At 69.4% G+C, this 22204-nt stretch carries 15 protein-coding genes; 4 read left to right on the top strand and 11 right to left on the bottom strand.

Annotation, left to right across the window (positions count from 1 at the left end; all coding sequences use genetic code 11):
- Positions 1-46 precede the first annotated feature (46 nt).
- Complete coding sequence (locus tag ACIBH2_RS03325) at positions 47-604, top strand: CAP domain-containing protein (RefSeq protein WP_397112924.1); 558 nt, start codon at positions 47-49, stop codon at positions 602-604.
- A 3-nt stretch (positions 605-607) separates the two neighbouring features.
- Here ACIBH2_RS03325 and otsB read toward each other — a convergent pair whose 3' ends face one another.
- Positions 608-4597, bottom strand: a complete 3990-nt coding sequence (gene otsB / locus ACIBH2_RS03330; RefSeq protein WP_397112927.1) for a trehalose-phosphatase — start codon at positions 4595-4597, stop codon at positions 608-610.
- Positions 4598-4643: 46 nt separating this feature from the next.
- A complete protein-coding gene (locus ACIBH2_RS03335) occupies positions 4644-5603 on the bottom strand; it encodes an acyl-ACP desaturase (RefSeq protein WP_397116798.1) in 960 nt (319 codons plus the stop codon).
- 183 nt (positions 5604-5786) lie between these two features.
- Between ACIBH2_RS03335 and ACIBH2_RS03340 the strand changes: the two genes are divergently transcribed.
- Positions 5787-6431: a response regulator gene (locus ACIBH2_RS03340; RefSeq protein WP_397116800.1), complete on the top strand. Its 645-nt coding sequence runs from the start codon at positions 5787-5789 to the stop codon at positions 6429-6431.
- A gap of 1 nt (position 6432) precedes the next feature.
- Here the strand turns inward: ACIBH2_RS03340 and ACIBH2_RS03345 are convergent, their stop codons facing one another.
- Entirely contained in the window at positions 6433-8151 is a 1719-nt protein-coding gene (locus ACIBH2_RS03345) for a SulP family inorganic anion transporter (protein ID WP_397112929.1), read from the bottom strand.
- A 263-nt stretch (positions 8152-8414) separates the two neighbouring features.
- On the opposite strand from ACIBH2_RS03345, the gene ACIBH2_RS03350 reads away from it, so the two are divergent.
- Positions 8415-8816: a pyridoxamine 5'-phosphate oxidase family protein gene (locus tag ACIBH2_RS03350; protein ID WP_397112931.1), complete on the top strand. Its 402-nt coding sequence runs from the start codon at positions 8415-8417 to the stop codon at positions 8814-8816.
- Positions 8817-8833: 17 nt separating this feature from the next.
- On the opposite strand, the gene ACIBH2_RS03355 is transcribed toward ACIBH2_RS03350, so the two are convergent.
- The 5 genes from ACIBH2_RS03355 to ACIBH2_RS03375 form a co-directional block, all read right to left on the bottom strand.
- Positions 8834-9211 carry a hypothetical protein gene (locus ACIBH2_RS03355; protein WP_397112933.1) on the bottom strand — a complete coding sequence of 126 codons (378 nt, stop codon included), beginning with the start codon at positions 9209-9211 and terminating at the stop codon, positions 8834-8836.
- A 2-nt stretch (positions 9212-9213) separates the two neighbouring features.
- Positions 9214-10896 (bottom strand): hypothetical protein, encoded by a 1683-nt coding sequence (locus ACIBH2_RS03360; RefSeq protein ID WP_397112935.1) that lies wholly within the window; start codon positions 10894-10896, stop codon positions 9214-9216.
- Between the two features lie 111 nt (positions 10897-11007).
- Positions 11008-12102, bottom strand: coding sequence for a methylmalonyl Co-A mutase-associated GTPase MeaB (meaB, locus tag ACIBH2_RS03365; protein WP_397112937.1), 1095 nt, complete (start codon positions 12100-12102; stop codon positions 11008-11010).
- A complete protein-coding gene (gene scpA / locus ACIBH2_RS03370) occupies positions 12099-14375 on the bottom strand; it encodes a methylmalonyl-CoA mutase (RefSeq protein ID WP_397112939.1) in 2277 nt (758 codons plus the stop codon). The genes meaB and scpA overlap by 4 nt, the downstream gene beginning before the upstream one ends.
- A 2-nt stretch (positions 14376-14377) precedes the next feature.
- Entirely contained in the window at positions 14378-16237 is a 1860-nt protein-coding gene (locus ACIBH2_RS03375) for a methylmalonyl-CoA mutase family protein (protein ID WP_397112941.1), read from the bottom strand.
- A 279-nt stretch (positions 16238-16516) separates the two neighbouring features.
- Here ACIBH2_RS03375 and ACIBH2_RS03380 point away from each other — a divergent pair, with 279 nt between their 5' ends.
- The gene (locus ACIBH2_RS03380) at positions 16517-17134 is read left to right on the top strand and encodes a TVP38/TMEM64 family protein (RefSeq protein WP_397116802.1); all 618 of its coding nucleotides are present in this window, start codon (positions 16517-16519) and stop codon (positions 17132-17134) included.
- A 1-nt stretch (position 17135) separates the two neighbouring features.
- Here the strand turns inward: ACIBH2_RS03380 and ACIBH2_RS03385 are convergent, their stop codons facing one another.
- From ACIBH2_RS03385 to ACIBH2_RS03395, 3 genes are read right to left on the bottom strand one after another with little or no spacing between them, the layout of a single operon-like run.
- Complete coding sequence (locus ACIBH2_RS03385; protein ID WP_397112943.1) at positions 17136-18983, bottom strand: hypothetical protein; 1848 nt, start codon at positions 18981-18983, stop codon at positions 17136-17138.
- Entirely contained in the window at positions 18980-20857 is a 1878-nt protein-coding gene (locus ACIBH2_RS03390; RefSeq protein WP_397112945.1) for a hypothetical protein, read from the bottom strand. Before ACIBH2_RS03390 ends, ACIBH2_RS03385 begins: the two co-directional genes overlap by 4 nt.
- Positions 20854-22152 (bottom strand): ABC transporter substrate-binding protein, encoded by a 1299-nt coding sequence (locus tag ACIBH2_RS03395; protein WP_397112948.1) that lies wholly within the window; start codon positions 22150-22152, stop codon positions 20854-20856. Before ACIBH2_RS03395 ends, ACIBH2_RS03390 begins: the two co-directional genes overlap by 4 nt.
- Positions 22153-22204: the final 52 nt, after the last annotated feature.

Raw genomic sequence — 22204 nt, forward strand, 5'->3', positions numbered from 1 at the left:
CGAACGGTGCCTCACCAGGCCCGATCGCAGCGGGTACCGTCACCGCATGCGCACCTCGAAGGCGTTGATCCTGGTGGGAGCCACGTCCTTGTGCATGCTGCTGTCCCCACCCGACACCCGGGCCGATACCGAGAATGTCTCGGCGATGATGGCCACGGCCGTCAACCAACACCGCGAACGCCACGGCGTGCCCGCGCTGGAGGTGAGCGCCGAGCTCGCCGCGGGGGCGCAGCGGTGGGCCGAACGCGGGATCATGGAGAGCAGCCCCGTCGACGGCAGCTTCGGGGAGACCCTGTACACCTACAGCACCCGGCTGGACCCTCGGGACGCGGTGGAGAAGGCGGTGGCCCACTGGTACGACCAGAGCATCGCGAGCGACGGGCATCCGGCCTACGACTACCACCACGCGAACAATCGCGAGAACTTCCTCCAAGTGCTCGGTGACCACGGCTGTTTCGCACAGCTGGTGTGGAAGAACACCACGCACGTGGGCACCGGCGTGGCGTGGCTGCCGGACAAGCAGATCACCTTCGTGGTGGCACGCTTCAGCCCGCCGGGGAATTTCGCGGGCGAGTACCACCGCAATGTCTTTCCGCCGCGCTGACCCTCACTCCGAATCGGTAGCGCAGGGCGAGTCCAGGGCGAAACGAACGGTACGGCCGGGCGTGAGCTGCGCGGTCCTTCCGCCGCAGGCGATCTCGACGGGCGCCGCGCCGCCGGGATCCGAGCGCACGGTCACGGCGTCGCTCGCAACCTCGACGGTGAGCCGGTGGTCCCGGTAGACGATCGGGAAAGTCAACGCGCCGAAGGTATCCGGCCAGCACGGGTTGAGAATGACACGATCGGCGCGCAGCTCGAGACCGGTGAGGCAGCGCTGCACCAGATCGACGCTGCCCGCCATGGCCCCGAGGTGAATACCCTCCTCCGTGGTGCCGCCCTGGATATCGGCGATATCGGAGTCGAGGACGCTGCCGAGAAACTCCAGCGCCCGATCACGATTGGCCCGGGCCAGCACCCACGCGTGCACCAACGCGCTCAGCGTGGAGCCGTGCGAGGTGCGCGCCAGGTAGTAGTCGACGGTGCGTGGAATCATCTCGGCGGGCAGGTCGTAGCCCAAGCGCCCGAACAGGTTTCGCAGTTCCTCGGCGGAGAGCAGATAGAACAGCATGAGCACGTCGGCCTGTTTGCCCGCCCGGTAGCGGTTCACCGAGTCGTTCTCCGCCTCCAGGATGCGGTCCAGGCGTTGAATATCGCCGTAGCGCTGCCGGTAGTGCTCCCAATCCAGTTCGGCCAGTTGCGCATAGCCCTCGAATTGGCTGATCACGCCGTCGTGGAAGGGGAGATACATGCGGCGGCTGACATGTTCCCAGCGTTGCGGTTCGCTGGCGTCCACGCCGAGCGATTCGAGCAGTTGCGCGCGGGTGCGCGGGGCGAGCCGCGCCAGTGCGTCGAGGGCGCGCAGAATCACCCACACCGCCATGACATTGGTGTAGGCGTTGTCGTCGACCCCGGTCCCCGGGGCCTCGGGCGGTCCGGTGTGGAATTCGTCCGGGCCGATGACGCCGCGCAGGTGGAATCGGTCGGCGTCGGCGTCGTACTCGGCCTGGCTCACCCAGCAGCGGGCGATCTCGACGAGGATCTCCGCGCCGCGCTCGGCCAGATACTCTTCGTCGCCGGTGGCCTGGTAGTACTGCCATACGCTGTAGGCGATGGCGCTGCCGACATGGCGGGCGCGCTGGCTCGGATCCGGATTCCAGCGTCCAGACAGCGGATTCAGGTGCAGACGCTGACTCTCCTCGCGGCCGTCGCTCCCGGACTGCCAGGGAAACAGCGCACCGCGCAGTCCCGCCTCGGCGGCGGCGCGACGGGCCTGGGGCAGGCGGCGGTAGCGGTAGTGCAGCAGGGCGCGGGCCAGTGCCGGGAATCGCACGGTGAGCACCGGCAGCACGAACAGCTCGTCCCAGAACACATGCCCGCGATACGCCTCACCGTGCAGGCCGCGGGCGGGAATGCCGACATCGAGGTCGGCGGTGTGCGGCGACAGGGTCTGCACCAGGTGCAGCAGGTGCAGCCGCAGGACGCGCTGGGAGGCGCTCTGGCCGTCCAGGTCGATGCGCAGCCGGTCCCACAGGTGTTCCCAGGCGGCGGTGTGCCCGGCGAGGAGTTCGGTGAAATCGCCTGTCGCGGTGAGCCATCGGGTCGCGGCCTCGTCGGGGGCGGAGGTGGCCGGATCGCGGCCGGTGAAGACGGTGACGACCTTCTCGAAGGTGACCGTCTCCCCCTCGCCCACCTCGACGGTGTGCACGTGACCGACGAGCCCGTCCTCGTCGATGAATTCGGTCGCGGCGTCGAGTGCTTCACCGTCGCGCTGGAGTGTGCCGCGCGCGGCCATGGCGATCGGTATGCCGGATTGGTTGGTGCGCACCGCGAGCAGTACCGAGTCGGGCGCTAGTTCGCTCGCCCGCTCACGGTCGAGGTGATCGCCCGACAGCCCCTGGTATCGAGCCACGCCGCTGTTGCGTACGCCGCCGTCGATCCCCGAGCGCAGTGCCATCGTGCCCGACCAGTTCTCGGCCGTGACGGTCGTCTCCAACGCGCAGACGTGCGGCTGATGCATGGCCACCAAGCGGCGCTGCTGCACCGTGGTGATCCGGCCGTCGGTGTCGCGGACCTGGAAGCGACGCAGCAGCACCGCGCGGCGCACATCCAATTGCTGCCGGTAGGAGAGGATGTCGGTGTCGTCGATATCGAACCAGTCGCCGCCGGGCAGCCGGAAGGTGACGGGGAGCCAGTTGGGCAGGTTGACCAGGCTCTCGTTGTCGATGGTGTGCCCGGCGACCTCGTCGTAGCGCCGGTTGTAGATTCCGGCGAGATACGTTCCCGGATAGTGGCTTTCACCCTCCGCCGACTCCGTCGCCGCACCCCGGGTGGCGAGGTAGCCGTTGCCGACCGTGCACAGCGCCTCGCGGAGACGCTCCCGCGCCGGGTCGTAGCCGTCGTAGGTGAGCGCCCAGGAGTCCGAGGCGGCCGCGGTCTCCTCGGTGCGCAGCAGACCCGCCAGCCGGTCCAGGAAATCGCGCACCCGGTGCGGGTCGGCGAGCGCGAAGCGGGCGGCGGTGCGGCGGTCGCCGTCCTCGTCGTGGCGCACCAGCACCGACAGACCGTCCGATTCGACGGCGTCGAAGGCGTCCTCGTCGGTGAAATCGTCGCCCACGTAGATGGGTAGCGCCGGGACGGTGAGATGGTCGAGGATCCAGCGCAGCGCGGTGCCCTTGTCCCAGTCCACATCCGGGCGCAGTTCGGCCACCTTGCGGCCGCCGGTGGCGCGCAGTCCTCGGTCTCTGGCCAGGTCCTGCACGGCCGCCACCACCGCGGCGACATCCGACTCGGCGGCGTTGCGGTAGTGCACGGCGACGGCGAATCGCTTGTGCTCCACCGCGATTCCCGCGATATCACGGAAGCGGCCACGCAGTTCCTCGGCGGCCTCGGCCATGGCGCGTTCGACACCGGGTACCGCGTCGTGCACGTGGCGGGTGCCGTCCGGGGCCAGCAGTTCGAAGCCGTGACTGCCGGAGTACCACAGGCCGGGCACATCCACGTGGGTACGCAGATCGTCGAGGTCGCGTCCGCTGATGACGGCCACGGGGCAGCGGGTCGCCAATTCGGCCAGCGCCGCCGCGGCCCCGTCGACCAGTCGCGCGGCCTCCGGGTCGGGCACGATCTCGGCGAGGGTGCCGTCGAAATCCAGGAGTACCGCGGCCTTTTCGGTATCGAGCAGGTCGGCCACCCGGGACCAGCAGGCCAGCGCGTCCGGAATCTCGGACATGCGGCGAAAACCGTCGCGCAGCCTGGTGCCCGCGAGATCCGAGACCACCACATCGGCACCGGCGGTGCGCAGCCGCCCCGGATCGCCGTCGCGGTCGATACCGATGATCAATCCGAAACCGCCCGCGCGCCCGGCCGCCACACCGGCCTCGGCATCCTCCACCACCACCGTACGGGCGGGCTCGGCGTCCAGCCGCCGCGCCGCCTCCACCAGCATCGCCGGATCGGGTTTACCTGGCAGAGAGAGCTTTTCGGCCTCGACGCCATCGACGCGCACCGGGAACAGATCGCCGATTCCAGCGGCGTCGAGGACCTGGGCGGCATTGCGACTGGCCGAGAAGATCGCGACGCCGAGACCGTCCGCGCGCAGGGCCCGCACCAGCGCGACGGTGGAATCGAATCTCGGCACGCCGTCGCGGGTGAGGCGTGTCAGGAACAGTTGGTCCTTGCGATTGCCGAGCCCGTAGACGGTCTCGACATCCGGGCCGTCGTCGGGGTCGCCCCACGGTATCGAGATACCCCGGGAACCGAGGAAATCCGCGACCCCGTCGTAGCGCGGTTTGCCGTCCACGCTGTGCAGATAGTCCGCGTGCGTGAACGGCGAGTGGTCCTCCCCCGCCGCGTCCGCCCGCCGGGACAGGAAATCGTCGAACAGTTCGGTCCAGGCCGCCGCGTGCAGGGACGCGCTGTCGGTGACGACGCCGTCCATATCGAAGATGACCGCATCGTAGCGGCGCGGGTCGATCAGCGCCGCCGTCTGTTTGTCCGCCACCCTCCCCAGGGTCGCCCCGGCGGCGGAATCCTTCAAGCATCCCAGGTCAGCGCCGGGCCGCGGCCCGGGCCAGCGCCCGATCACGCTGCTCCTCGAAGCGCGGGATCCGCACCTGCTCCAGATCGGCGAGATAGACCGCCAACCGTTCCCGCGCCTGTTCGCCGCGCGTGGTGAAGTCGTTGCGCCCGAACACATTCCACTGCCGAATCACCGGCATGAGCACCTCTTCCAGATGCTGGCGCAGATCGTAGATGCCGTGTTTGGCCATGAGCACGCCGTGGCGGCGGAAATTCGGCATGGTGGTGCCCGGCATCCGGAAGTTCTCCACGATCAGGTCGATGGCCTCCATCGCCTGGTCGGGCACCAGATCCAGGGCCGCGCCGCACAGCGTGCGGTAGAAGATCATGTGCAGGTTCTCGTCGGCCGCGACGCGGGCGAGCATACGATCGGCGATCGGATCGTCGCAGACGGCGGCGGTATTGCGGTGGCTGATGCGGGTGGCGAGCTCCTGAAAGCTCACATAGGCGACCGAATACAGGAACCCGGCATGTTGGGCGGCGGTCGCGGCATCGACCGGGGCGGCGAAACCGGTGGTCATATGCGCCATGCGGTCGTCCTCGAGCCGGACCGGATCGACGCCGCGCGTCACCACCAGATAGTCGCGCAGCACCACGCTGTGCCGGTTCTCCTCGGCCGTCCAGCGCCCGACCCAGGTGCCCCACGCGCCGTCGCGGGAGAAGTTCTCGGCGATCTCGCGGTGATACGACGGCAGATTGTCCTCGGTGAGCAGGTTGGTGATGAGCGCCGCCTTGGCCACCTCGCTCAGCCGGGACTGCTCCGGAGCCCAGTCCTCGCCGCCGAGCGCGGCGAAATTGCGGCCCTCGTCCCACGGCACGTAATCGTGCGGGTGCCAGTCCTTGGCCAGGGACAGATGCCGGTTCAGGGCCGCCTCGGCCACCGGCTCCAATTCGGTGAGAATCTGGTGTTGCGTCAGTTCCCGCGTCAATGCCATTGTCCGCCTTCCGCACTCGTCTCGATGATCTCGACCGTGCCCATGCCACCACCCTCGACGGCCGACCGATAGGGACGAATGTCCCGATCCATTGCCGGATTAGGGACTTTGGACCATCCCGGCGGCGGCGCGGTGCGCGTTATGTTGGTTCGCATCGACCACAGATCGGACGCCGCCATGATCAAGGTGTTTCTCGTCGACGATCACGAGATCGTCCGGCGCGGACTGTTCGACCTCCTCGAGGGCGATCCGGACCTGACCGTCGTCGGCGAAGCGGGCGATGTCGCGCAGGCACTGGCACGGATTCCGGCGCTGCGGCCCGATGTCGCGGTGCTCGATATGCGACTGCCCGACGGCAACGGCATCGAGCTGTGTCGCGAACTGCTCTCCCGCAGCGACGATCTGCGCTGTCTGATCCTCACCTCGTTCACCGACGAGCAGGCCATGATGGACGCCATTCTGGCCGGGGCCAGCGGCTACGTGGTCAAGGACATCAAGGGCATGGAGCTGGCCAAGGCCATCAAGGAGGTCGGTTCGGGGCGTTCGCTGCTCGACAATCGCGCGGCGGCCGCGCTGTTGGACCGATTGCGCCGCAGCACCCAACCCGACGGCCCGTTGGCCGGATTGACCGAACAGGAACGCAAACTGCTCGACCTGCTCGGCGACGGCCTCACCAATCGGCAGATCGCCGAGCGCATGTTCCTGGCCGAGAAGACGGTGAAGAACTACGTGTCGCGGCTGCTGGCGAAACTCGGGATGGAACGCCGCACCCAGGCGGCGGTGCTGGCGTCGAAACTGCGCTCCGGTTCGATGCCCCGGTAGCTCACGGCTCGGCGGCACCGGTGGCCGCGCGGAACGCGTCCACGGCCGTGGGCAGGGTCGGGAAGAGGCGATCCGCGCCGATGCGCTCGACCAGCCCGGCCGCGTCCATCGCGGCCCGCAGATCCTGTTTGACCCGGGCCATGGCGAAAACGATGCCGCGCGAGGTCAATTCGGCGCGCAGTTGGTCGACAGCGTCCAGGGCGGTGAGGTCGACCTCCACATTCGCCTCGGCATTGAGCACGAACCAGCGCACGGGCGTTCCGGTGCCCGGTGGCTGGGTCTGTTCGGACAGGGTCACCGATTCCAGGGCGCGACGGCGGAAGTCCTCGGCATTGGCGAAGCACAGCGGCGCGTCGTAGCGGTACACGACCAAGCCGGGCAGGAGTTTCGCCTCGGGATAGTCGTCGATATCGTGCATTCCGGCGAGACCGCGCACGAAACCCTGAATGGCGTCGTGGCCGCGGGCTACCCGACGCAGCAGATCCAGTATGGACAGGGCGATCGCGATGACCACCCCGTAGAGGACGCCGAAGACCAGGACGGCGAGGGTGGTGCCGAGGGCCAGCACCAGTTCGCTGCGCCGGAAGTGGGCGATGCGCCGGAACTCCGGCAGATCGATCAGGCGCAGCGCGGCGTAGACCACCAGCGCGCCGAGGGCCGCGGTCGGGAAGTCGGCGAGAATGCCTCGCGCGCCGAACAAGACGATCAGAATGGCGGCCAGGGCAACTACCGAATATGCCTGGGTGCGGGCACCGGCGGCATCGGCGATGCTGGTGCGGGAGCCACTGCAACTCACCGGAAACCCGTGCAGCACACCGGAGGCCAGATTGGTGGCCCCGAGTGCGCCGAGTTCGCGATTGGCATTCGTGCGTTGGCCGTGGCGGGCGGCGAAAGCCCGTGCGGTGAGGGCATTGTCGGAGAATCCGACCACCGCGATACCCACGGCGGGCAGCAGCAGTTGCGTGATGTCGGCGAGGGGCACCCCGGTCACGCCGGGCGCCGGGATGCCGGAGGCGATGGTGCCGACCACTTCGATGCCGCGATCGCTCAGCGAGAAGATCGCCACCACCAACGACGCGCCCAGAACGGCCAGCAGCGGGCCGGGCGCGCGCGGGGCCCAGCGGTGCAGTGCCAGCAGCGCCGCCAACACCACCGCGGCGAGGACCGTTGTGGGCCAGTGCACTTCGTCGATATCGGTGAAGAACGACGACACCTGGCGGGGAATGGTCTCCCCGTCCACGCTCACACCGGTCACCTTCCCCAACTGGCTGGCGATCATGATGCCCGCGGTACCGGCCAGGTATCCGATCAGCACCGGCTTGGACAACAGATCGGCGAGTACGCCCAGGCGCGCGAAAGAGCCTGCGACACAGAGAATTCCCACCATGAGCGCCAGCACCGCGGCCAGCGCCGCGTACCGGCTCGGATCACCGGCCGCCAAGGGCGCGAGCGCCACCGCGGTCAGCAGCGCGGTGGTGGACTCCGGGCCCACCGACAGCTGCCGGGAACTGCCGAGGAATACATAGACCGCGAGGGGCCCCAGCGCGGCCCACAGCCCGGTGACGGGCGGCAGTCCGGCGACCGTCGCGTACGCCATGACCTGTGGCACCAGATAGGCGGCCACGGTCACCCCGGCCAGCACGTCGGGCCGCAGCCAGGCCCGTTGGTAGCCGCGGAACTGCTCGAGCCCCGGAAGTAGGCGCACCGGACCGTTGATCATCAGGTCCCGAGATTACCCGGGCGCGCGGAATTCACGCGTATCCCGGCAATGGAAAAAGGCGACGGAATTGGCGCGAAGACGACCGTACTGTCTCGGACAGAGTGGCGCGGCGCGGGGCAATTGGACTCGCCCGCAACGGGAATCGTGGCCGATCACGAATTCGACTACGGCTTCGGCACGATCTCGGCCGACATGGAATACTTCGTGTCCCAGCGGGAAGCGCTCGCGTACCGGTGGTCGACCGAGTTTTGTGGGGTGTTGCCGTGTACGAGGGGTTGCAGCCCCGCGAACTGTCCACTTCGGAATCGCTGCGGCTGTTGGGCACTATTCGATTCGGCCGCGTGGTGTTCTCCCGCTATGCGCTGCCGACCATCAGACCGGTCAATCACGTGCTCGACGGCGGACTACTGGTCATTCACGCGCACCCGGGTATCACCCTCACCACGGATCGGCAGATGGTGGCCTTCGAGGCCGACACCATCGACCCGGTTACCCAGCACGGATGGTGTGTCATCGTCACCGGCACCGCCGAGGAGGTCACCGACCCCGACGATCTCGCCCGCTACCGCCGATTGCTCCCCACCACGCTGCCGGGACCCCGCCACCGAATTGTGCGGATTCGACCCGATTTCATCTCCGGGGTGGAATATGTTCCGGCCGCGTGAATGTCGCCGCCGCGCGCTCACATGGTCAGCTGTTGCACTTTCTCCATGAGGTCGACTATCCGACCGAGGCCGTCGAGACTGCGCAGCGATTCCGGAATGCGCTGTTGCAGTCGGGCCCACCGGCTCGCGGCGTCGACGATATCCGGTTCGTCCGCGTCGATTACATCGATGATCCCGTCGACCTCGGCGCGATCGGCGTCCGCACCGCCCGCCCTGGGCAATGCTTCGCGCAATCGAATCAATTCGCCGCGCAGTTCCGCGAGGGCGGCGTGCAGTGCGGCGGACTCGGTGGTGGCCGCCTGGTTCACCCCGGTGATATGGGCGGTGTTGTCGTGGCCGCCGATATTGCCCGCGGTCACATTGCTGCCGTGGAAACTGATCGAATCGTCGGACATGCCTATGCCTTTCGCTGTGCGCCGCCCGCGTGCACGGAGGCGACATTGCCTTTGCCACCAATGTTGCCCGCGATCACGTCGCAGTGGTTGAACACGGTGTGCTGATTGATCTCACGCACCATGGCGTCGAATTCGGCCGTGGAGATGCCGCGCTCGGCCAGGAAGGCGCGGACCGCCTCGAAGACGCGACGCTCGATGATCTTGAGGAAGCGGTCGGCGTCGGTGCGCTCGAAGAAGCTCGGCAGATCGTCGTCGGCCCCGAGTTCGCGCACGCTCAGATCGGCTCCGAAGACGTGCCCGGCCTGCGCGGGCGAATGCCAGCGACCGCGGCCCACACCGGAGCGCTCCCACAGCGCGCGCACCAGATCCACGACGCGCGCGGGCACGGTGACCGGCAGGAACACCAAGTCGCGCAACGCATCCCAGAGGGCGCGCAGCACGGGCAGCCGCGACGGCGAATCGACGGTGCGGTACTCGGGCGCGACCGGCGGCAGGACGTAGCTGTTCCACTCCAGATACAGCGTGCGCTCCTCGCAGCCGACGTGCAGATAGCCGGAGACCACCAGTTGGCGTTCCCACCCCTCGACGCGATAGCAGCGGTAGTAGCGCAGCCACTCCGGCGAGCTGTCCATCAGACTCGCCCAATCCCGGTCCGTCATACGGGGATTGACGCCCTCGTTCAGCTGGTTCAGGAACGTGCGCGCGCCGTTGTAGTGCAGCAGTTGCCCCGCCGCCAACAGCGCCCAGTGCGAGACCTGGAGGTTGCTGAATCGCCAGCCCGGCGCGAGGGTGGGGGTGCGGCGCAGGCCGAGCAGTTCGGTGGTGATGTAGTCCTGGAGCTCGGCGGGCCGGAAGGTCGGCACGGCCGCGCCGTTCTCCGCGGCGTGCAGTTCGAAGGCCTTGGACCAGGAGTTCACCCACGCGCCGCCGCCGACGAACGGGTCCAGGCCGCGGTAGACCACGATCTCGCTGGCGGGCAGCATGCGTTGGCGGGCATCGAATTCCGCGATGCGGCGCAGCCGGTCGACGTACGCGCCGCTGGCCCACGCGGCGAACGGGCGCGGCGGCGCGTCGGGCTGGAAGACGCCGTAGGCGAAGGAGTTCGACACCAGCAGCTGACGCGAGAGGTGATGCAGCAGCAGTGCCGCGTAGAGGGCGACGACCAGCAGGTACTCCGGACCGAGGGCCACGCCCACCATGGCGTCGGATTCCAGGTCGGCCTGTTCGGCGGCGGTGACGACCGCGGCGAAGAGCAGCCCGACCACGGCGGCGAGGACGAGGCCGAGCGCGGCGGCGATCCCCCAGCGCGCGGCGGCGCGGCGTTGCGGGCTCAGGCGGGCGGTCAGCACGGTGGCGACCATGGCACTCGCGGCGATGGCCAGTGCGACGAACAGCCACAGCAGCGCCTGCGCGGGCGCGAGCAGCGCGAATATCAGCAGCAGGACGAGCACGGCGCTAGTGGTGATGCGCCGTCGCGCGCGGGCGGCGAGGGCTTCGCGCAGCACCACTTCGGCGCGCACCCCGGGTGAGGGCGGGACGGCCCGTTTGGGTTCCAGCACGAACTCCGTCACCACGGCGTCGGCCAATGCGTCGTCCAGATGCACGGCCGACGCCAGATGCCGCGTCGCCTCGTCGGTCGGATCCACGACCGGAACCGCCGTCTCCGCCCCGTGTTCTGCTGTCACAGCCCCGTCCACCCCTCGTCTCCCCCTCGGCAGGGTCTTCGAGTTAGGCAGCGTAGCAAGGTTTTTCGACGGCGGCCCAGGTTTGGGATACGGCGTTACCCTGATTCGGACTCAGTGCGTGTCGAAAGCGTTCAGGATCTCCTCGGCGGCCAGCGCCGGAGTGAGCGATCCGTCGCGCACCTGCTGCTCCACCCGAGCACGAAGGGATTTCACCGACGGGTTGTCGGTGAGGCGGCGCAACAGCTGGTCGTGCACCATGTTCCAGGTCCAGTCGACCTGTTGGCGGCGGCGCTTCTCGGCGAACTCCCCCGCCTCGGTGAGCACGCGCCGGTGTTCGAGGACGGTGTCCCAGAACTTGTCCAGGCCGAGACCCTCGAGACCGCTCATGGTGATGACCGGCGGATGCCACAGCGCTTCGCGCGGGTGGATGAGCCGCATCGCGCCGCTCAGTTCGCGCGCGGCGGCCTTGGCCTCCACCTCGTGTTTGCCGTCGGCCTTGTTCACCGCCACCAGGTCGGCGAGTTCCAGCACGCCCTTCTTGATGCCCTGCAACTGGTCTCCGGTGCGGGCCAGGGTGAGGAAGCAGAACACGTCGACCATATTGGCGACGGTGACCTCGGATTGGCCGACGCCGACGGTCTCCACCAGGATCACGTCGTATCCGGCGGCCTCCAGCAGCACGATGGTCTCGCGGGTCGCCTTGGCCACGCCGCCGAGCGTGCCCGCGGTGGGCGAGGGCCGGATATAGGCGTCGCGCTCGACCGACAGTCGCCCCATCCGGGTCTTGTCACCCAGAATCGAACCGCCCGTGCGCGTCGAGGACGGGTCGACGGCCAATACCGCGACCTTGTGCCCCTGTTCGATGAGCCGCATGCCGAGCGAGTCGATGAAGGTCGACTTGCCCACGCCCGGAACGCCGGTGATGCCGACGCGATTGGAGATCGCCGCATCGGTCCCCGGCGTGACCTGGAGCAGCAGCCGCTGCGCCAGCTCCCGGTGGTCGGCGCGGGTGGATTCGACGAGGGTGATGGCCCGCGCCAGCGCGGCGCGCTGTCCGGCGCGCACCTGCGCCGCCAGTTCGTCCACGTCCACGACTCGCCGAGTCGCCGCTACCGGCTGGGCCGCACCGCGTGGGCCGACCCCTGCTGTGGTGCCGAGCCGAGGGCGGTCCGCACCGCCCTCGGTCCCGTGTGCGGCATCGCTCATTCGCTTGCGCCGGAGCCGATCTCGTGGCCGAGCGAGGCGCCCAGCTTCTTGATGAGGTCGATGGCGGCCTCGGCGATGACGGTGCCGGGCGGGAAGATGGCCGCGGCACCGGCCTCGTAGAGCTCGTCGAAGTCACCGGGCGGAATGACGCCGCCGACGATGACCATGATGTCGGGGCGGCCGACATCGGCCAGTGCCTGCCGCAGGGCGGGCACCAGCGTGAGGTGACCGGCCGCGAGCGACGAGACGCCGACGATGTGCACGTCGTTGTCGGCCGCCTGCTGGGCCACCTCTTCGGGGGTCTGGAACAGCGGGCCCACATCGACGTCCATGCCGAGGTCGGCGAAGGCGGTGGCGATCACCTTCTGGCCGCGGTCGTGGCCGTCCTGGCCCATCTTGGCGACCAGGATGCGGGGGCGGCGGCCCTCGTTCTCGGCGAACTCCTCGACCAGTTCGATGGCCTTGCTGATATTGGTCACCTTGCCCGCCTCTTCGCGATAAACGCCCGACAGGGTGCGGATTTCGGCCTGGTGGCGGCCGTAGACGCGCTCCAGCGCATCGGAGATCTCGCCGACGGTGGCCTTGGCGCGCGCGGCGTTGATGGCCAGCGCCAGCAGGTTGTTCTCCATGCCGCCCTCGGCTGAGCCCGATTGGTCGCTCCGCTCCCACGCCGCGGCACGGGACAATTCGGCGAGCGCCCGCTCCACCTCGGCCGAATCACGTTCGGCGCGCAGCTTTTCCAGCTTGGCGTTCTGCTCGGCGCGCACCCGCGAATTCTCGACCTTGAGAACCTCGATGGCCTGGTCCTCTTCGACCTGGTACTTGTTGACGCCGATGACCGGCTGCTGACCGGTGTCGATGCGCGCCTGGGTGCGGGCGGCGGCCTCTTCGATGCGCAGCTTCGGAATGCCCTCCGAAATCGCCTGCGCCATACCGCCGTGCGCCTCCACCTCGGCGATGTGGGCGCGGGCCCGCTGGGCCAGCTGGTGGGTGAGCCACTCCACGTAGTACGAGCCGCCCCACGGGTCGGCGGGCCGCGTGGTGTTGGACTCCTGCTGGATCAGCAGCTGGGTGTTGCGGGCGATGCGCGCGGAGAAGTCCGTCGGCAGCGCCAGCGCCTCGTCGAGGGCGTTGGTGTGCAGCGACTGGGTGTGGCCCTGGGTCGCGGCCATGGCCTCGACACAGGTGCGGGCCACATTGTTGAACACGTCCTGCGCGGTCAGCGACCAGCCCGAGGTCTGCGAATGGGTGCGCAGCGCAAGGGATTTCGCGCTCTTGGGCTCGAACTTGGCGACCAGCTCGCTCCACAGCAGGCGGCCCGCGCGCAGCTTGGCGACCTCCATGAAGAAGTTCATGCCGATGGCCCAGAAGAACGACAGCCGCGGCGCGAACTGGTCGATCTCCATACCCGCGTCGAGTCCGGCGCGCAGGTACTCCACGCCGTCGGCGAGGGTGTAGGCCAGCTCCAGATCCGCGGTGGCTCCGGCCTCCTGGATGTGGTACCCGGAGATGGAGATGGAGTTGAACTTCGGCATCTTCGCCGAGGTGTAGGCGAAGATATCGGAGATGATCCGCATGGAGGGCTTGGGCGGATAGATGTAGGTGTTGCGGACCATGAACTCCTTCAGAATGTCGTTCTGAATGGTTCCGGCCAGCTGTTCGGGCTTGACGCCCTGCTCCTCGGCGGCCACCACGTACAGCGCCAGAATCGGCAGCACCGCGCCGTTCATGGTCATGGAGACCGACACCTGGTCCAGCGGAATGTGATCGAACAGCTCCCGCATGTCCAGGATGGAGTCGATGGCGACACCGGCCATGCCGACGTCACCGGTGACGCGCGGGTGATCGGAGTCGTAGCCGCGGTGGGTGGCCAGGTCGAAGGCGACCGAGAGGCCCTTCTGACCGGCGGCCAGGTTGCGGCGGTAGAAGGCGTTCGAGTCGGCCGCGGTGGAGAAGCCCGCGTACTGGCGAATCGTCCACGGCTGGTTCACGTACATGGTCGGGTACGGTCCGCGCACGAACGGGGCCACACCGGGCACGCTGTCGAGTGGATAGCCCTGCGCCACAATGGCATCGCGGTCGGCCTTGGTGAAGACCGGTGGCACGTCGATACCTTCGGGGGTGGCCCACTCGAGCTGTTCGGGCGCATAGTGATTGGCGGTGGCCGCCTCGGCGACGAACGCCTTCACCTGGTCACTCGTGACGGCGGCGTCGGCGGTGCCCTCGAGGGGGACCTCGGCGAAATTGCCGATCAGATGGTTGATATCACTCATCCCTAAGCTCCCAGCTTGTCGAGCAGACCGGACAGCGCGGCGACCGCGTCCATCCGCGCCGTCACGAATCCATCGGGCCGTTGCGCCCCGGTGGTGTCGGCGACCGCCTTCTCCGGTCCGGCCAGCAGCACCGTGCCGATTCCGGCCTCGCGCAGCGCCTGGACCGCGGGCCCGGCCTCCGCGCCGTAGCGGTTGTCGGAACCACACAGCACCGCGACGGTGGCGCCGGATTCCCGCACGGCCGTGGCGATTCCGGCGAGATCCAGGGTTCCCGGATTCTCCGTTTCGATACCGCCGGAGGCGAGCAGGTTGGCGGCGAAGGTGACCCGCACATTGTTCTCCGCCACCGGGCCCAGCGGCACCAGCAGCGCCTTGGGGCGCGCGCCGTGCGCGGCGAGGTAGGCGTCGGAGCGGTCGCGCAGCGTCTCGAAGGCCGCGCCGTAGCGGGCGATCCGGTCCTGCGCGCGGGCCGCCTCGGAGAGCGGCTTCTCCCCCAGGTTCGGGAATTCGTTGACACCGGTGATGGCCGTCTTGCGGTGCGCCACATCGGAATCGCGCTGAGCCTTCGTAGCGGCGATGGCCTCGGCGAGCACACCGGACTGCAGCGCGGCCAGGTAGCCGCCCGCGGACTCCAGCTGCTGCATGAATTCCCACGCCTTGGCGGCGAGCTGGTCGGTGAGCGATTCGACGTACCAGGAGCCCGCGCTCGGATCCTGCACGAAGCCCAGATGCGACTCCTCCAGCAGCAGCAACTGCGTATTGCGCGCCATGCGCTGCGAGAACGCCTGGGACACACCGAGTTCCCCGGCGGGCAGCGCGTCGTCGAAGGGCAGCACGGTGACGATATCCGCGCCGCCGACACCCGCGCCGAAGGCGGCGAGCGTGGTGCGCAGCATATTCACCCAGGGGTCGCGCTGGGTCATCATGGCGGGCGAGGTCAACGCCTGCTGCGGGGCGTTGCCGAACTCCGGCGCACCGCACACCTGGGCCACGCGCGCCCAGAGTCGCCGCGCGGCACGGAATTTGGCGATGGTCTCGAACTGGTCGTCGGTGGCCGCGAAGCGGAATTCCAGTTGCCCCAACGCATCCGCGATATCGACCCCGGCCTCGGTGAGCGCCCGCAGGTACTCGAGCCCGGCGGCGACGGCCGCACCCAGCTCCTGCGCGTCGGATGCGCCCGCGTTGTGGAAGGCCACGCCGCACACCAGCAGGGCGCGGACGGTCTCCGGCCGGGCGGCGGCCTCCTTGGCGAGCGCGACGGCGCCGTCCAGATCGATGGCCGAACCGCCCGCGAACAGGCTCGTCAGCGGGGTCGCGCCGAGCTGTACCCGAATACCCGCGCGGTCGGCGACCTGATAGTCGTCGAGCACCGAGTACACCTGCGCGGCCGCCTCGGCCACGGCGGGACCGGCCTCGAGGGTGAGCGGTGCGAGTTCGAACAGCAGGCCCGACAGCGCGGCGGGCAGCTCCGCCACCGGCACGCCACCCTCGCCCACGCCGACCGAGACCGCGCTGACGCCGTTCTCCAGCGCCGCGAGGATCTCCTGATTCACGGCGGCGCCCTGCGAGCCGCCGAAGCGCTGATTGACGAACCAGCCGCGATGGACGTCGCGGGTGGCGTCACCGCCGCGCACGAACGGGAAGGCCCCCGGCAGCGGCTGCTCGGGCAGTTCGTCGCGCCGCGTATAGAGGGGATTGACGGTCAGGCCGTCGTAGGTCTTCACCGCGAGCAGCTGCTCCGGCTCGTCCGGCAATTCCGAGACGTCCACCCGGCGGGCCTTGGCCAGCACCCCGGCGACTCCCTTACGCCAGGCGGCATACTCGGGCACCGGCTCGGTGCCCGGGTCTGAAGCAATCGGCATAGCTGCTGTTTCCTTCTCCCACACGTGCCCCCGAAGGAACCGCCCGCAATGTGCCGAACGCATTGTTCGCCCAGCTCAGACGGCACTTCGGTTAACGAGCATTCCTCGTCCTTTCTCTGATGCTAGCGGGAGCGTTGTGATTCCCGTCGCCCGGTGTTCACTACCAGCCGGTAACCTGGCGCGGTGCCAACAAGCCCGCGGACCCGATTCCGCCGTCTCGGTGGATACCGAACCGTCGCTGTGATCGTCGCTGTCGCGGCGCTGTTCGTGCTGGCCGTCATGATGCCGGTGCCGAGCGCGCAACAGGTCCGGGACTGGGCCGATAGCTGTGGACCGCTGCTGCCGCTGGTGTTCTTCCTCGTGCACACGCTGGTCTGTGTGACGCCGTTTCCGCGCACGGTGTTCACGGTGAGCGCGGGCATGCTGTTCGGTCCGGCCCTCGGATTGAGCCTCGCGATCGCGGCGACGACGGTTAGCGCGGTGTTGGCTCTGCTGCTCGTGCGGGCGCTGGACAAGGATCGGGTGCGGGCCCGGCTCACCCATCCGACGGTGCGCGCGATCGACACCCGGCTGGCCCGGCGCGGGTGGCTCGCGGTCGGCTCGCTGCGACTCATCGCGTTCGCGCCCTTCGCGGTCGTGAACTACTGCGCGGGACTCTCCTCAGTGCGCACGGTGCCGTACGTGATCGCCACGTTCCTCGGCATCATTCCGGGCACCATCGGCACGGTGCTGCTCGCCGACGCGCTGACCAACCACACCTCTCCGGCGCAGATTCTGGTCTCCGGCGCGTGTATCGCCATCGGGATTCTGGGGTTGGTGCTCGACACCCGGCTCGCGACGCCGGAGGAGGATCTGGTGCCCGAGGTCGCGGCGGAGCCGGAACCGGTGCGGCCGTGAGTCATTCCTCGTCGGCGAGCGGCCAGTGCTCGACTTCAGCCAACGGCGTGACCGGAGTCGGTGCGGCGGCGAGGGCCGCCACGGCCCTGTCGCGGTAGTGCCCGGCGTAGCGCGGTGGGCGGCCGCCGGATTCGCCCAGGCGCTGTGCCGTGCCCAGCCAACCGGTCGCCTGGCGTAGCACCTCGGTCGTACTCGAATCCGCCGTGCCGCCGACGAGTTCGCCGCACAGTTCGGGGGCGACCACGGCCGCGCCGCCGAGGTGTTGCAGACAGCGGGCGATACCGAGATCGTCCTCGAGCGCGCGATAGGCGCGCAGCCCCGACTGCCAGCACCCCAGGGCCCGGACCGGTTCGCCGCGCGCCCACCACAGCGCGCCCATGGTCTCGCGCACGTGGGCGTGGCCGCGTGGATCGCGTCCGGCGCGCGACAGCGACTGCGCCAATTCGAGGCGGTCGGCGGCGGCTTCGAGGCGGGACTGGTGCAGGTGGACGATGGCGAGGTTCACCAGCGCCGCCACCTCGCCCGCGACATCGGCGCGCGGGAGCCGCCACCAGGCGTGTTCGAGTTGGGCCTCGATCTCGTCGAGGGCGGTCCGGCGATCGACCGGCTCGGAGGGTGGATACGGTTGCGGCGCTTCGAGTCCCGGGGTCGACAGGCGCGCCAGCGCGGCCCGGTGTTCGCCTCGGGCGAGCAGGCTCGACGCGTATTCGCGCGGCCGGTACCGGTGTCGGCGAATCATCAGCCGACGCAGCGCGCGACGGCGACCGAGGCGGCGTGCGCCGTAGGCCGTCTCGCCGGTTCGAATGCGAGCCAACTGCCACCACAGCGCGAATTCGGGGCGGGGCTGGCGCTGTGCGCCGGTGGTGAGATCGCGCATCGCCTGTGCCGAACTCGAGCCGCCGTCGTGCCGCGACACGTTCTCGGGCAGGCCGAGTGTCGCGTACCAGCTGTCCAGTGCGTCCGCGATGCGCGCGAGTTCCGGCACGATCACCTCCAGCATCGGTTCGAGCCGGGTGGCGACCTCGCCGGTGGCGCAGGAGGTGATCAGCGTTCTGAGTTCATCCGCCTCGGCGGCGAACCAGCGCGCGGCCCCGACCGCCGTCTCGGGGCGGTTCAACGCGATCGCCCACCGCTGCGCCAAATCGGCGTGGTAGCGCAGGAGAGCGGGGAGCGCGGCCCGCCACATGGGGCCGCGCCAGCGCGGATCACGCTGGCCGGGCGCGTTGGGGCCGACGAGCGAATCCGCGCGGCCCCGCCATTCCCACTGGTCTCCCGAGGACAGCGACAGATAGGTCGGGGACAGCGCGCCGAGTAGCGAGAACGCTTTCACCGTGGGCGGTTTCGGCTCGTCGGGGTCGCGGGCCGGGGCCTCCAGCATGGCAGTCAGCATGGCGAGCAGCGCGGAGGTTCGGAAGGTGCGCACGGGAAGCGCGTGCAGCACCCGGATCGCTTCGTCCGCCCAGCCGTAGTCGTCGCCGAGCGTGTCGACCTCCCCCGTGAGATCGACACCGGCGGTCGCGCCGACGGCGACGGTCGGGCCCGGGGGCACCAGGTCGGCGACCAGGTCGGAGGTGCGCGCGGCGGCCAGGCGTTGGCGCAGATCCCGGGTGACCCGGTAGCCGACATAGGCGGCCGCCGCTGCGGCGACCAGCACCACCGGCACCCAGAAGATGGTCTCGATGGCCGATTTCACCCGAGGGTCGTCGCCGACCGAATCGACCACCAGGGTGCGGACGAGTTCGTAGATCAGCGCGGTGGCCGCCGCCGACGCGGTGCCGAGCAGCGCGCGCAACAGCGCCGATCGCGGGGTGGCGACCAGGGCCGGGTCGTCGCGGGCGGGTTCGGTCATCGCGCCACTCCCCCGGTGAGCCCCGGCACCAGCCAGCGCCGCCAGGTCGCCAGCAGCAGTGTCACCGGCACCACCGCCGCCACCAGCGCGCCCGTCGCCAGATGTGCCGCGTTCTCGTGGAATTGGCGGGCCTCGCCCCACAGCAGCAGCGACCACGGGCTGCCGCTCGCGCCGGTGACGAGCAGGCCGATGAAGAAGTCGTTCCAGATCTGGATGATCTCGAGGACCACCACCGCGCCCAGTGCCGGTCCGGCGGTGCGCAGAATGCGCCGCAATGCCGTTGCGGGACTGGTCAATCCGTGCAGCGCGTCGGCGGCGGGGCTGTCGGGCGGGGCCAGCAGCGCGCCGCGCAGAATGAGAATGGCCATGGGCAGGCCCGCGGCCGCGTGCACGAAGATGAGCGGGATGCGAGTGCCGGAGAGTCCGGCGGTATCCATGAGGCTGCGGATGGGGCCCGCGTAGATCTGCGCGGGCATGACCGTCAGGACCACCAGAAGGGGCAGCGCCACACCGGATTTCACGCCCTCGGTGGCCAGCGCGGCAAGCCAGTACGCCACCGGCAGCGCGGCGGCCACCACCACGAAGGTGGCCAGCACGGCCACCCAGGCGGTGGTCTCGAGCGAGCGCCACAGCGCGTCGTCGCCCCAGGCCCAGCGCCAGGCGTCCCATCCGAATCCATTGCCCTGCCGCAGCGCTCGGCGAATCAGCACGCCGAGCGGGAAGAGTGTCGCCACGGTGACGAAGGCCAGCAGTGCCAGCGGCCACCAGCCGGTGCGCGCCGAATCCGGCAGCGGCGCACGGTCTTCCACCCAGCGACGGCGGTAGCGCCGCATATCCGGTTGCAGAATCCAGGCGACCAGGCCGATGAGCACGGCCAGCGGCAGCGCGTAGGCGGCGGCCTCACCGCTGTCGAATCGACTGCTGGTGGCCAGATTCCACCAGTGCACCGTGGCGCTGTCCACCGAGACCTGCATGGTGGCGGGTACGGCGATCAGGACCACGTCGAAGACGCGCGCGGCGGCGATACCCACCACCAGGCCCAGCAACAGCAGCGGTGGGCGCAGCAGTACCACCAGATGACCGAAGGTGGCACGGTCGAAGGAGGGCGCGCGGTGCTCGTCGGTGTAGAGCCGGGCGCTGCGCACCTGATCGGCGTCGATACCGCGAATGGCGGCGCGGCACAGGCAGATCAGCACGCCGAGCCAGGTCCACAGGAAGGCCGAACCCATCATGATCAGGAACCAGATCCGGTACTCGACCACGCTGCCCAGGTGGATGCGGTCGGCGAGCCATTCGAAGATGAGCCGGAACGCGATACCGGAGACGAAGGCCGAGATGCCGAACGGAATGATGAACGGCCACCACAGCCAGCGGGCGTTCTTACTGCGCCAGGCGATCACCAGCGCCAGCGCCACGAGCAGTTCGCCGAAGACCACCCATCCGAAGGTCAGCAGATAGGCGCGCAGGCCGTCGCGGTCGAATTCCGCGACCACCAACGCCACGGCGACGGCCAGGCCGCCGAGCGACACCGGCAGCAATCGGCCGCGATGGTCGTAGATCCACCGCCACGGGGTGCGCAGCCGGTCGCGGTCACGCTCGCGGGTGAGCAGTGTCGATATCACCGCGCAGACAACGGCCAGGGCGCAGGCGAGAACCAGCAGCGGACGCGCGAGGGCGGCTTGACGAATCGTCCACAGCGTCGGGGCGATCAGCACGACGGCGATGAGCAGCAGCGCGGGTACTCGAATGGCGAACCAGAACCAGCGCTGCGGCGGGCGACCGGGGACCAGGGGCCCGGACAGCCGGCGCGGGGTGAGTTCCAGGGTCAGCCCGTGGGCGCGCAGGGCGCCGACGTCGAACGGGGGTCGGCTCACGCGGGCCGCCTGCCCTCGAGTTCGGTGAGTCTGCCGATGGCGCGCGCGACGGCCTCGGGGTCGCGGTCGGCGACATCGGCGAGGAAGTCGGCCAGGGTGCGCTGCAGCCCGAGTCGGCCGACGCCCCAGCTGATGCGGTCCGACAGATCGAAGCGTTCCCACGAATCCAGGTCGGAGGCAATGGATTCCAGCAAGGGCGGATACCGGCCCTCGGTCTCCGGATGCGGGGAGAGGAAGCCGCCGTGGCGGTCGATCCAGGGCCGCACCGCCTCGGGGGCCGCGAGCCCGGCCAGCCACTCCCAGGCGGCGCCGCTCGCCCGTTCGGTCAGCACCATGACATCGCCGCCCGCGATCATGGGGCGGTGTCCGCCCGGGGCCACCGCCGGGAACCGCGCGAGGCCCACGACGCTCTCGTCGCGCTTCGCGCTGGAAAGGCTGCGCCGCACAACCGGTTCCGCGAAATCCGGCGCCACGACCATGGCCGCCCGGCGATGTTCGAACACCTCGCGCACGGCATCGGGGAACTGCCGGGTCATGGCCACCGCGGCCCCTCCCGGAAACGCCGCCGGATGCCCCCACAGCTCCCCCAGGCGCTCCAGCGCCGCCCACATCGACGGACGGTCCCAGCGCCGTCCGCCGCCGGTGGTCTCGAGGTCGGCGTAGACCTCCGGCGCTTGGGCCAGCAGCACGTTCTCGAAGAAGTCGGTGACCACGAACCCGTCGGCGGCCCCGAAGGCCAACAGGCGCACCGGCGTCGCGGCCAGCTTGCTCATCGCGGCAGGCCACTGCGAGACGGTCCAGCTGTTCGGATCGGGCAGTCCACGTTCGGCGAAGGTCTGCTTGTCGTACCAGATGAGTGATTTCAGACTGTATTTGAACGGCACCGCGTACACCGCCTCCCCGCGACCGAGCAGCTCGCGCCACTGCGGCGAATAGCGCGGCCGCGCACCGCCCGGCCACTGCCTGTCGTCGACGCGGCGCAGCCGATAGTTCGCGTCGAGCAGTTCCCGTATCCGCCCCACCTGTGGCAACATCACGATCTCCGGCGCGGATGGCCCGCGCGCCGAGAACGCCGTATCGATATCGTCGCCCAGCGGAATCACCTGCACGTCCCGCAGCGCCTGCCCCCGCTCGCGCACTCCGTCCACCACCGCGTCGAAGGCCTGCCGTTCGAATCCGCTCCACGGCACCGCGATACGCACTTTGTCGCGCTCGCCGAGCAGGACATCCGGTGCGCACCCCGCCAGCAGCGGTGCGGCGACCGCCGCCCGCAAGACCGTCCGGCGTGTCACCATGGCATCGACGTCCCCCGCAGCTGATTCGCACCCGTTCGATTTCCCTTGCCCG

This window comes from Nocardia sp. NPDC050406, assembly GCF_044459025.1.
Classification (GTDB): Bacteria; Actinomycetota; Actinomycetes; order Mycobacteriales; family Mycobacteriaceae; genus Nocardia.

Coding starts and splice junctions, on each gene's coding strand:
- ACIBH2_RS03325 (WP_397112924.1), top strand. CDS start 47: ATGCGCACCTCGAAGGCGTTGATCCTGGTGGGAGCCACGTCCTTGTGC.
- ACIBH2_RS03340 (WP_397116800.1), top strand. CDS start 5,787: ATGATCAAGGTGTTTCTCGTCGACGATCACGAGATCGTCCGGCGCGGA.
- ACIBH2_RS03345 (WP_397112929.1), bottom strand. CDS start 8,151: ATGATCAACGGTCCGGTGCGCCTACTTCCGGGGCTCGAGCAGTTCCGC.
- ACIBH2_RS03355 (WP_397112933.1), bottom strand. CDS start 9,211: ATGTCCGACGATTCGATCAGTTTCCACGGCAGCAATGTGACCGCGGGC.
- meaB (WP_397112937.1), bottom strand. CDS start 12,102: ATGAGCGATGCCGCACACGGGACCGAGGGCGGTGCGGACCGCCCTCGG.
- scpA (WP_397112939.1), bottom strand. CDS start 14,375: ATGAGTGATATCAACCATCTGATCGGCAATTTCGCCGAGGTCCCCCTC.
- ACIBH2_RS03375 (WP_397112941.1), bottom strand. CDS start 16,237: ATGCCGATTGCTTCAGACCCGGGCACCGAGCCGGTGCCCGAGTATGCC.
- ACIBH2_RS03380 (WP_397116802.1), top strand. CDS start 16,517: ATGATGCCGGTGCCGAGCGCGCAACAGGTCCGGGACTGGGCCGATAGC.
- ACIBH2_RS03385 (WP_397112943.1), bottom strand. CDS start 18,983: ATGACCGAACCCGCCCGCGACGACCCGGCCCTGGTCGCCACCCCGCGA.
- ACIBH2_RS03395 (WP_397112948.1), bottom strand. CDS start 22,152: ATGGTGACACGCCGGACGGTCTTGCGGGCGGCGGTCGCCGCACCGCTG.